Consider the following 11,916-nt stretch of genomic DNA (forward strand, 5'->3'; position numbering starts at 1 on the left):
TGTTATGATGCCACTTTAAATTCATTATCATAAAATACGAGGAGCAAAACGATTGAAAGTTCGCCCCTATTATAAAAATGGCAAAGCAAATTTATATATAAAATATCTAATTAAATCGAATCTTTAGTAGTAATAAATGGATGAAAGTATTGAATTAATACTCTAGGGTATCAGGATCAATACCTAGTTTTACCATCATTTCTCTGGCCTGCTTAGGAATACCATCATCACGTTCTTTATTTAAATCATCATCACTTGGTAAAGGCTGACCAGTAAAAGCATGCAAAAATGCTTCACATAGAAGTTCACTATTTGTAGCATGCCTTAAATTATTGATTTGTCTTCTAGTTCGTTCGTCTGTTAGTATTTTCAATACTTTAAGTGGAATAGATACAGTAATTTTCTTCACTTGCTCACTTTTTTTTCCATGTTCTGCATAGGGACTGATATAATCACCGTTCCATTCCATCATACAGTTGCCTCATAATTTACTATTAATATTACAATCAATGTGGTTAATTTTATCGTCTTTTTTTACTTGTCGCAATCTACACATCAAGATATTTAGACATCTAGACATATTGACGTCTTAAATCGTTATGTTATATATTGAACAAATATAATTATTAAAAAGGTTGAATATCATGAAAAAAGTAGTCAATCAGCCAGAACTCTCTCAAAGAACTATTGCTGTAAGAGGTGGACTAAATACTGATAGCCAGCATGGTGCCGTCATTCCTAAAATTTCTTTAACCACTTGTTATCGTTTCGAAGAATTTGCCAAACCGAGATCATTTGATTATGGTAGAAAATCAACGCCTAATCGGGATGCAGTTCAACAAACCATTGCAGCACTTGAAGGTGGAGTTGATGCAATTTTAACAAATTGTGGTATGTCAGCTATTCATCTTTTATCAGTTGCATTACTATCGCCAAATGATTTGGTTATTGCCCCTTATGATTGTTACGGTGGTAGCTATCGTTTATTCAATAGTTTAAGTCAAAAAGGTTATTTTAAAGCTAAATTTATTGATCAATCGGATGATGAGGCAGTTAAAGAAGCATTATCACTCAAACCCAAATTAATATTGATAGAAACACCTAGCAATCCATTATTAAGAGTTGTGGATATAAAGAAAATAGCTACATTGGCTCATGAAATAGGTGCATTGGTTCTCGTTGACAATACATTTATGACTCCAATTTTACAACAACCTTTTACGCTTGGTGCTGATATTATTATTCATTCGTGTACTAAATTCTTAAATGGTCATTCTGATCTTTTGGCAGGAATACTTGTATTTAAAGATCAGAAACTTGCTGATGACGTGTTATGGTGGTCAAATAATATTGGTACTGCTAATTCATCTTTTGATACTTACCTACTTCAACGAGGATTAAGAACATTATCATTGAGAGTTCTAGCACAACAAGAAAGTGCGATGAAAATTGTTGATTTTCTGTGTCATCATCCTAAAATTGCGGCTGTCCATCACCCTTCATTGCAATCGACTTCTGGTCATAATATTGCAAAAAAACAGCAAAAAGGTTATGGTTCATTGCTTAGTTTTGAGTTAAAAGGTGATGCTCAAAAAACTCGTCAATTCGTTGAAAAATTAAAAATTTTCACTTTAGCACAGTCATTAGGTGGTACAGAAAGTCTAATTTCACATCCAACGACAATGACGCATGCGGGAATCAGTGCCGAAGCGCGTAAAGCAGCTGGAATTTCCGATCAGTTACTAAGAATTTCAGTTGGTCTCGAAGATGTTAATGATTTAATTTATGATCTAACTCAGGCGCTAGAATATGTATAATCATTCACATAAGTGGGTTAATGCCCACTTATTTTGCTTTTAAAGAATGATGAGGGTCAGTTATTAATAAAAGTGTATTTCAAAATTTGGTATTGAATTAATATTTATATAATTAATATTATATTAATGTTAAAACACTTTCCCTCCCCCCATTACATTAAAGACTAGCTAATAATTAGAGTGAGAAATTTGCTCAATAGTATATTAATTTGTACAATTTTTTTGTCTGACTACTTCAAATAAGCAAATACCCGTTGCGACAGAAACATTGAGTGATGATACTATTCCGGCCATTGGAATATTAACCAATTCATCGCAATGTTCTTTTGTTAATCGCCGCATTCCCTCACCCTCTGCACCCATTACTATGGCCAAAGATCCCTTAAGTTTACTTTGATACAAAGAATGGTCAGCTTCTCCTGCTGTACCTACAATCCAAATTTGATGCTCCTCTTTTAGCATCCGCATTGTTCGGGCAAGATTTGTAACCCGAATAACAGGAACGCTCTCTGCTGCACCACAAGCGACTTTTTTGGCAATTGCATTTAATGGTGCAGATCGATCTTTGGGAACAATAATAAAATCTACACCCGCTGCATCAGCACTTCTTATACAAGCGCCTAAATTATGTGGATCAGTTACACCATCTAAGATAAGAATAAATGGCGTTGAAGTTTTATGAATCAAATTAGGTATATCATTTTCATGATAATTTTGACTAGGCTTAATTTCAGCCATAATCCCTTGATGCACACCACCTTTTGTTTGGTCATCTAACCATTTACGGTCAACAACTTTAATCGCAATACCAAGTGATTCTATCTCATTAACTAATGAGATTAATCGCTTATCTTCACGATTTTTTAATAGATAAACTCGTATAAGCTTTTCTGGTGAACGAACTATAATCGCTTGTAAGGCATGAATGCCATAAATTATTTCACTCATTGGGTTATTACTTTCTTCTCTTTTTTACTGATTGTTTAGTGGATTTCTTCCCTTTTAAGGGTTTGTTTTCGGAACGCTTACGTTTTTTCTTGATCGGTTTATCTTGATCAAGTTTAGGTGCTGTTCTTTGTTTCTTATTACGATCTTTTTCGGTTTTTCCTTGACGACGAGGTTTATTATTGCTGTCTACCAAGCTAAAATCAATTTTTCGTTCTTCCGGATTTACGGCTTCAACTTTAATTTTAACCTTATCACCTAAACGGTAACTAAATCGGGTATTTTCACCAATTAAACGGTTTCGAGTCGCATCGTAAATATAATAATCATTCTCTAAAGATGATACATGAACTAAACCATCAATAAACAGATCATCTAAGCGAACAAAAAAGCCAAAATTTGTTACACTACTAATTACACCATCATAAATTTCACCAACATGGTCTTGCATGAAATCACATTTTAACCAGTCAACTACATCTCTAACAGCTTCATCGGCTCGACGTTCCGTCATTGAACAATGTTCACCAAAATAAAGCATATCATTCATGTTATAACAACAACCACCGGTTTTACTTTCACGATGTGCTTGATTATCCAAAATCCATTTTATTGTACGGTGTAGTAACAAATCAGGATAACGCCGAATTGGTGAAGTGAAATGGGCATAAGATTCTAGCGCTAACCCAAAATGTCCTCGATTTTCAGGATCATAAACAGCTTGTTTCATTGAACGTAATATCATTGTTTGTAACATATCATGATCAGGACGCGAAGCAACTTTAGTCATTAATCTAGCAATATCACGCGGATTTGGTTTTAAACCACCTTCTAGTGTTAAGCCTAATTCATTTAATGTCGTACGCAAATTATTTAACCGATCTTCATCAGGTTTATCATGTACACGATATAATGAGGGTATTTTAGAACGTTCAACAAATTTAGCAGCAGCAACATTTGCCAAAATCATACACTCTTCAATAATCTTATGAGCATCATTTCTTTCAGCCATTTCGATTCTTTCTATACGTTTATCGGCATTAAAGATAAATTTCGGTTCAACCGACTCAAAACTAATTGCGCCACGCTCATCACGTTTCTTTTCCAAGATTTGATATAATTTATGCAGGTTTTCCAAATGTTTAACTAGTGGTTGATAATGGTCTCGTAATTCTTGATCCCCATGTAAAATTTTGTGTACTTTGGTATAGGTTAGTCGAGCATGCGAGTTCATAACAGCTTCATAAAATTTGTATGATGTTAGATTCCCTTTAACTGAAATGGTCATTTCACATACTAAACAAAGCCGATCAACTTGTGGATTTAATGAACATAAACCATTAGATAATACTTCGGGTAACATAGGTACAACCCGTGATGGGAAATAAACAGACGTTCCTCTATTACAAGCTTCTTTATCTAAGGCAGTTTTCGGTTTAACATAATAACTAACATCAGCGATTGCTACCCATAATCGGTACCCGCCGCCACGATTTTTTTCACAATAAACCGCATCATCAAAATCACGAGCATCTTCCCCATCAATTGTCACTAATGGAAGAGATGTCAAATCTACTCTTCCTTTTTTTGCTTGTGCTGAAACTGTTTCCGATAATTTATTGACAGCTTTTTCTACTTCAACGGGTAAAATATGCGGAATATCGTGATTACGAATCGCTATTTCTATGGACAAATTTGTGCCCATATTCTCACCCAATATTTCCGTAATTTTCCCTACGGCTTTCTGTCTACGTTCTGGCCGTTTGAGTAATTCAACGACGACAACGCTTCCCATACGAACGGTATTTTTTGATTTTTCAGTAATTAAGATATCAAAATTTAGCCGATTATCATCAGGAACAACAAAACCTATTCCTTCTTCTATAAAATAGCGCCCGACAATTTGGTTACTACGTGGTTCAAGTACTCTTACAATCCGAGCTTGAGTCTTACCTTTATACTGGCTAGAAATAGGTTGAGCAAGAACAATATCGCCTTGTAATGCTTTTTTCATTTCTTCAGCCGGTAAATAATAATCTTCGGGCTGACCTTCAACACGTAAGAATCCATAACCATCTCGATGAGCAAGTACCATGCCTTTAACCATTAATAGTTTATCTGGTAAAGCATAACGTTTACGACGTGTAAATATAACTTGACCATCACGTTCCATTGCTCGCAAACGACGATGTAATGCTTCTTTTTGTTGTTCATTACTCAGTGACATAGCTTTAGCTATATTTTCCAAATTAGCTGGTTTAGCAATCTTTTCTAAATAATTAATGATATGTTCACGACTAGCTATCGGTGATTCATATTTTTCGGCTTCGCGATCATAGAAAGGATCTTTGATAATCATTGGTTTATCCATTTTGATAAAATTATAATTAGCATAACATATTTTGACTCAGACCATGCCTATTTATATTTTGATATAAACAAAACAAATTACTAACAACATCAACGCACATTAAATTTCATCACCTATTTGATGATGATTAACTATAATAGCGAAACAGATTAGATATGATATAATTTATATATTTAAAATTATGTTGTTAAAAACACTTATTGCAATTAGCAATCTTCAATAAGTTAGATTATTCAATGGAGAATAACGGAATATGATGGAAAAACTTCGTACCGCAGCCAATAGTCTTATCATTAAGATAATATTTGGTCTGATTATAGTCGCTTTTATTTTTACTGGATTTGGTAGTTTTTTAGATTTTGGACCAAATATAGAAAATGATAAACAACTATACATAGCCAAAATCAACGGAGAAGGTATTAGCCGAGCTGCGTATGAGAAAGAATTACAAATGGCTCTCAAAAATTCGAAAAATCTTAGTGAAAACGATCCATTGATTAAAGAACTGAGTCAATCCATTATTTCTAACTTAATTAATGATGTTTTATCATATGAATTAGCTGACTCACTCGATCTTAATATCTCAGATGAACAAGTAAAAAATCAAATTCGTCAACAAGATATTTTTTTCGTGAATGGTGCATTTAATCAAGAACGTTATTTAAATATACTTGCTTTAGCAAATTATACGCCTGATGCTTACGCAAATGGTTTGCGTTCAGCGATGAAAAAAAATCAATTATTGGATGCATTAATTTCAACAAATTTTGTTATTCCTAAAGACTCTGATATTTCCGCTCTATTTAATCAAACTAGAACTGTTTATTTAAGTAATTATGGATTATCAAATGTAGAAGGCGATTTTAGTGTTTCTGATGAGGAAATTAAAGAATATTATAATCAAAATAAGCAAAGTTTTAACCATCCTACCCGATTAAAAATGGAATATCTTATTAACCCTTATCCAGAAATAAAAAATAAGGTGATGATTTCCAATAGTATGGTAGAACAATATTATGCTGATGGTAAACCAGGCACAATGTCTTTAGCTAAACAGTCTTTTAGTATTTTATCGTTTAATTCATTAGCCAAAGCCAATGCTGAATATAAAAAACTGATGGCAATGAAAACTAAAAATAGACTTAACGTTAAAATGGATGATTTAGGGTGGTTTAACAAAGATGATCAAATTGTTTCATTATTAGGAAATCAAAAACTAACAGCTGTAGGCAGTATTTCTAAACCGATAAATCAATCAGGTAGATATTACATTGTGCGTCTAGATAAAATTAAAGAAGCTCAAAAATTACCATTAAATTATGTTAGGGGTAATATAATTGAGTTACTTAAAACAGAAGAAGCAAATAAAATCTATAATGAACAACAGATTCGTTTAGAAAAAGCTGCCAAATTGCCTACTATTGACGAAATTTCTAAAGCATCCGGGTTGCCTGTCATTCAATCAAAATGGACAACTGAAAACGAACTTTATTCTATAGGTCGATTTCCTACCATTCATGACATCATTTTTAGTGATCTTATGATAAAAGACGGTAAGCCAACTAATACTATCTCTGATATTATCTATGCACCCGAATATCAAAGTAGCTTTATCATTCAGGTGACCGATTACCAAGAGCCAGGTATTAAAGATTTAGAAGAAGTTAAAGACGATATAAAAGACTTTTTAATTGCGAAGAAAAAGAAAGAAAATTTTGCAATAGATGTCGAAAATATTATTGCTAAAATGAATAAGGAGCAGTCTGCTGGAAATGTTCAATTTGTTCAACGAGCAACATTTAGTCGTAATAACAACTCAAATAAATTATTAAACCAAGACACTATTGATAAAATCTTCTCAGTTGTACCCGATCCAAAAACAGGTGAGGTTTTTGGCGGAACAATTGAAAACGATATAAATGCCAGATTATTTGTTTTGACAAGCATAAAAGATGGTCAAATAACCGATATTTCAAATCAGTTACAACTTGATTACATGGGCTTTAACTATGATTATATTATTGATGATCTACGTTCTCATGCAAAAATTGAGATGATGGACGATAATTAATATAATTACACAAATAGATTACTATTTTACACCACTCATTAGAGTGGTTTTTTTATTGATAAAAAATATCTTTTTCAAAATAGTTACCTACATTGCATTAAATAATGATCATAATTTTAGCAAATTCAGCTAGATATTAAGAATATAACAATATTATTTATACAATAACAAAGATAATAGGGCTAATTATTAATAAGAGAATAAGTAGAAAAGGAAAGTCAATTAAGCATTTAATGGTTATTATTATAAAAATGGTTCAATCCATTAATAACATTTTTGTATATACGATAAGAAACACCATATAAAGACGTTTCTTATCGTATAAATCAATCACCTTATAAGGTAATTGACCTTCTGAACTAAGGACGTTGAATTGCTTCTGCTTTCAGTTTAAATCCTTGTGCCCCTGCATATAAACCAGTTACGGTTGCATTATTAGCAGTCATCACTTGATTATTAACTGGTATGGTATAAGCAATATTTGTTACAGTTTCATTTCGAGTTGCATCTTGGTATGTTGCACTAGTTGCTTTAAGATCTGCTACATCTGCTGACGTTGAGTTAGCAGCATTGATTGCGTCTCCATTAAAATCAACTAATGACCATTGTATAGCAAATTGTGTTGTTATATCTTTTGTTACATTATTTTCATCTAATGTAACTTTTGCTGCATATGTCTTACCTACTTCTGGATGAGAGGATGCACTAAGTGAATTACCGCTCATAGTTACAGCACCACCACTGATTGTTGCTTCATAAATAGTGATAGCAAATGCATTAGTATCCGGCTCAATGATATCAATTGGTGGAGTTGGTGTATCACCACCACCTGTACCAGTATTTTCATCTGTAGGATTCGTGCCACCCTCACCTTCAGGTCGAGTACCCGGCATACCGCTATTAAATACGTTACCATAAACTTGAAGGTTTGACTTCGGATTACCATACTTCGTATTAGGTATAACGCCATAATAAATTCTCGAACCAATCGCTGCTGCAGGAATTGTCCATGAGACAGTTACCACGCCATTAGCCTCACTAGTTGAATCAGCTTCTACCCATTTATAATTACTTGCCCCTTTGTCCTTATAAGCAAACCTTACTGTTTTTGCTGTTTGTAGATTTGGGTCAGTATCCCCATCTTGGTCAGCAATTTTATAAGATAGTTGAATTGTATAACCATTTTTTACCGTTTCACCCGCTGCAATAGGATTACCACTAGTATTCAATACTTTAATATCAATACTGTTATTAGTAAAATCTGGCTGTATATTAGCGCTGTTAACTAATGGTGCATGACCCAAGATATAATCCGTTTTAGTCGAAACTGTATCAGCGGCATATGCTCCACTTATGCTATAACCAGCTAAAAATAAGCCTAAAGCAACTTTTTTTAATATTATTTTATTCATAAGATTAATTTCTCATTTTATTTTTCTTTCTATTAATGAATTGTAACCTATAGTTAGAACCGTTTATCTTTACATAAACTTATTTTAAAACAAGCTGATAACATTCTCTTCAAGGTTTATAAGCTGCTAGCAACGCCAAACCATTGCTAACAGGGGTTATTTTACCATTTACTTTGTATAAAAAAATATATTTTTTATCTAAGTTCACAAATTATTATGATCAATATAATTTCCTGTTGACATTATTGAATGAATTATAACCCTCTACATAATATACTATTTTATGACACTTAATTGATGGTTAATAAAAAAACACCATAATTTCATTATTTTTCTTTTAGTTAGTGCTTTATTCACTCGTTTATGGCTTAAATTAAAAGATGATATATAAGGAGTCATAGTTATTGATAACCATTTTTTCTTGATATCTGCTTGGCGCGGAAGTTTAGTAATTGTGTGAAAATAATTGGTCAATAAATAGCATCACAACTATCATCATATTTATTGATTGTATCGTCATTCTGTAAGAGACCTTTATTAATAATGATAATTAACGTTATTTAATACGGGATTTATTATGATTTTTAGTTGATATTTAATTAAGATAACTAGTTACTTGAGAGAATTTATTGAAACTATTTATAGTGCAAAAATTCTCACTAATACAAATATAGATAAGAGGAATGAATAGATGTGTATAAAAGAAATTATATTTACAACAGAACAAATTAAATTTTTTAAACGATTACAATAGAAAGTAATCCTATTTTTTAACATTTATACACATCAATAATTTAGTTTAAACCTTTCTCTCTTTTGAAGAAATCACTTAATTATTCGATTGTCCTTGATAAGGACACTGTGCTGACCCATTCCCTTTATAAGTAGCCTCAACTTTCAAATGGTAACCTTGGGCACCTGCACTACGATTTAGCCAACCAACACTATTTTTACTTTTCAGCTTGCTATTCACAGGGATTTTATAAACAATATCACATATTCTATTTTGATAACCACTCACATCAATATCTTCAGTAACAAGATTGATCACATCTTCTTCTGCTTTATTTGCTCCAATAGCACCGTAAGATTGATCAACTAAAGACCATACATAGTTGTATTTAGCGGTAATATCTACATTATTTTCATCTACTACTTTTACCACATAATAGTTCGATACTTTAGGAATATCGTTGTCACCGAATTGATTACCAACAGTTATTTGACCATTCTCAAGTGTTGCGTGATAAAGCATAATTTTTGAACCTTCATCAATATCTTTAACGGTACTATCTTGTATTGATTTTCCCCCACCTGTCCCTTCATTTTTTTCAGGAAATGAAGATATTTCCGGATCGTTAGGATCGGTAAAGAGCTTTGGATCACTACTTGAGTCAATCAATCCAACTAATGTATCGCCAATTCTAGGATCACCATACAATGCTATTGGTGTAATTCGATAAGCTAAACGACTCCCCACTGAACCTTGTGGTATATTCCATTGAACACTAATCTTTCTTGGATAATTCGCTACTGGAATAATTTTCTCAGATTTCTCCCAAGTTATTTTATCTCCATTTTTATAACCAAACATTACACTAGCCGCAGTATAAAAAGGAAATCGATCGTTATCACCGTCATCGTCATGTAAATAATATGAAAGTTCTACTGTATCACCAACTTTTGGACGCTTATTTTTAGCTAACTCATTTCCATCGTTAGTATAAACTGCAATATCTACACTTTTTTCATAATTTTTTGCAATTTCACCGGAAACAATCGAAGGGGCAAAAACAACTGGGGCTCGTCCTTTGATGTGATTGGTTATTAATTTAACATTGTTATCAGCTGACGCTATATTAAAGAAATAATTAACGAAAAGCATTCCAAAAGCTATTTTTTTTATTTTTATATATTTCATATAATGAACACTTCCTTTTTAATGATTATTTTTGTTATTAAAATATATTTCTCAATAATAATAGTAATAATTTTATGAATGCTTTTTATCCATCAAAACTTTCAATTTAATTAAAAGAAACATCATATTCTGATGTTTCTTTTAGTATAAACTAATTATCTAACAAGGTGAATATCTTGTTAAATTAAGGTTACTTACAGAGCTTCGGCTACAACCTGAAGTTTGTATCCTTGCGCCCCTGCAAATAAGCCGGTTACAGCACTACCGTCAGCTTTTTTCACTTGATCATTAACTGGTATGGTATAGGCAATATTTGTTACAGCTTGTGCAGAACTGGAAACATCATCTTGATAGTTCACTGTTGACGCCTGAACATTATCTACCGGTTGAGATGTTAAACTAGGATCGCCAATTTTGTTTCCGTCAAAATCAACTAATGACCATGTATATTTGAACTGTGTAGTAATATCCTGAATGCTACCTTGATTTAAAGTAACTTTTGCTGCATATGTTTTACCTACTTCTGGCTTAGATGATGCACTAAGTTCAGTATTCATAGCAACCGCACCATTATTGATGGTTGCTTCATGAATTGTGATAGCAAATGTATCTTCATTTGGTCTAATCGTACCATCACCTGGTACATCTGGTCCCAGACCACCACCAGTACCAGAATCTACACCGTCATTAGGAATATTTGTACCAGTCTGAGTCACTTCTCGAGAACCTGCATCAGTCTTTTTAAATACGTTACCGTAAACTTCCTTTGTTGACTGATTTGGATTACCATACTTCGTCTTAGGTATAATAGCATAATAAATTTTAGAACCTATTGCCGCGGCAGGAATTGTCCATGAAACAGTTACCTCACCATTGGCACCAGTCGTAGGGTTTAGAGCTTCTACCCATGTATAATCGGTTGTATTGCGCTTCGTATAAGCAAACTTTACAGTTTTTGCGGTTGCTAGGTCTGGGTCAGTATCTCCATCTTGGTCGGCAAGTTTATAGGTTAGTTGAATCGTATAACCATTTTTTACCACGTCACCATCAGCAATCTGAATACTGGAAGCATTAAGTACTTTAATATCAACACTGTTCTGGCTAAAACTCTGTGGTTTCGAAGTAGTATTGACTAAAGGTGCATGACCTAGGATAAAATCCGTTTTAGTCGATACCGTATCAGCGGCATAAGCGCCACTTATGCTATATCCAGCTATCAATAAGCCTAAAGCAACTTGTTTTAACGTTAATTTCTTCATATGTTTAATTTCCCAATTATCTCAACATAATGTGTTGTATTTATATAAATACACCACAAAGTGGTGTCCGTTTTATAACTAAGTCTACACATTTAATATAAACTTAGTTAAGCCCAAATA

8 protein-coding genes are annotated in these 11,916 nt (G+C 32.9%); 2 read left to right on the forward strand and 6 right to left on the reverse strand.

Annotation, left to right across the window (positions count from 1 at the left end; translation table 11 throughout):
- Positions 1-154: 154 nt before the first annotated feature.
- Entirely contained in the window at positions 155-472 is a 318-nt protein-coding gene (gene metJ, locus FPB0191_RS09880) for a met regulon transcriptional regulator MetJ (protein ID WP_039105726.1), read from the reverse strand.
- A gap of 172 nt (positions 473-644) precedes the next feature.
- On the opposite strand from metJ, the gene metB reads away from it, so the two are divergent.
- Entirely contained in the window at positions 645-1,817 is a 1,173-nt protein-coding gene (gene metB, locus FPB0191_RS09885; protein WP_039105729.1) for a cystathionine gamma-synthase, read from the forward strand.
- Between the two features lie 204 nt (positions 1,818-2,021).
- Here the strand turns inward: metB and rlmB are convergent, their stop codons facing one another.
- Both rlmB and rnr read right to left on the reverse strand, forming a co-directional pair.
- Positions 2,022-2,765, reverse strand: coding sequence for a 23S rRNA (guanosine(2251)-2'-O)-methyltransferase RlmB (gene rlmB / locus FPB0191_RS09890; protein ID WP_039105732.1), 744 nt, complete (start codon positions 2,763-2,765; stop codon positions 2,022-2,024).
- 7 nt (positions 2,766-2,772) lie between these two features.
- Positions 2,773-5,121, reverse strand: a complete 2,349-nt coding sequence (gene rnr, locus FPB0191_RS09895; protein WP_202965337.1) for a ribonuclease R — start codon at positions 5,119-5,121, stop codon at positions 2,773-2,775.
- 265 nt (positions 5,122-5,386) lie between these two features.
- On the opposite strand from rnr, the gene FPB0191_RS09900 reads away from it, so the two are divergent.
- Positions 5,387-7,204, forward strand: coding sequence for a SurA N-terminal domain-containing protein (locus tag FPB0191_RS09900; RefSeq protein WP_039105737.1), 1,818 nt, complete (start codon positions 5,387-5,389; stop codon positions 7,202-7,204).
- 359 nt (positions 7,205-7,563) lie between these two features.
- On the opposite strand, the gene FPB0191_RS09905 is transcribed toward FPB0191_RS09900, so the two are convergent.
- From FPB0191_RS09905 to FPB0191_RS09915, 3 genes are all read right to left on the reverse strand, one after another.
- On the reverse strand, positions 7,564-8,616 hold the full coding sequence (locus tag FPB0191_RS09905; protein WP_039105739.1) for a hypothetical protein: 1,053 nt from the start codon (positions 8,614-8,616) through the stop codon (positions 7,564-7,566).
- A gap of 829 nt (positions 8,617-9,445) precedes the next feature.
- Positions 9,446-10,537: a hypothetical protein gene (locus tag FPB0191_RS09910; RefSeq protein WP_039105741.1), complete on the reverse strand. Its 1,092-nt coding sequence runs from the start codon at positions 10,535-10,537 to the stop codon at positions 9,446-9,448.
- Between the two features lie 194 nt (positions 10,538-10,731).
- Positions 10,732-11,796, reverse strand: a complete 1,065-nt coding sequence (locus tag FPB0191_RS09915) for a hypothetical protein (protein WP_039105742.1) — start codon at positions 11,794-11,796, stop codon at positions 10,732-10,734.
- Between the last annotated feature and the right edge of the window lie 120 nt (positions 11,797-11,916).

The organism is Frischella perrara (genome assembly GCF_000807275.1).
Classification (GTDB): Bacteria; Pseudomonadota; Gammaproteobacteria; order Enterobacterales; family Orbaceae; genus Frischella; species Frischella perrara.

Excerpts from the sequence above, each read along its gene's own strand:
- FPB0191_RS09905 (WP_039105739.1), bottom strand. The coding sequence starts at position 8,616 with ATGAATAAAATAATATTAAAAAAAGTTGCTTTAGGCTTATTTTTAGCT.
- FPB0191_RS09915 (WP_039105742.1), bottom strand. The coding sequence starts at position 11,796 with ATGAAGAAATTAACGTTAAAACAAGTTGCTTTAGGCTTATTGATAGCT.
- rnr (WP_202965337.1), bottom strand. The coding sequence starts at position 5,121 with ATGATTATCAAAGATCCTTTCTATGATCGCGAAGCCGAAAAATATGAA.
- rlmB (WP_039105732.1), bottom strand. The coding sequence starts at position 2,765 with ATGAGTGAAATAATTTATGGCATTCATGCCTTACAAGCGATTATAGTT.
- FPB0191_RS09910 (WP_039105741.1), bottom strand. The coding sequence starts at position 10,537 with ATGAAATATATAAAAATAAAAAAAATAGCTTTTGGAATGCTTTTCGTT.
- metJ (WP_039105726.1), bottom strand. The coding sequence starts at position 472 with ATGATGGAATGGAACGGTGATTATATCAGTCCCTATGCAGAACATGGA.
- metB (WP_039105729.1), top strand. The coding sequence starts at position 645 with ATGAAAAAAGTAGTCAATCAGCCAGAACTCTCTCAAAGAACTATTGCT.
- FPB0191_RS09900 (WP_039105737.1), top strand. The coding sequence starts at position 5,387 with ATGATGGAAAAACTTCGTACCGCAGCCAATAGTCTTATCATTAAGATA.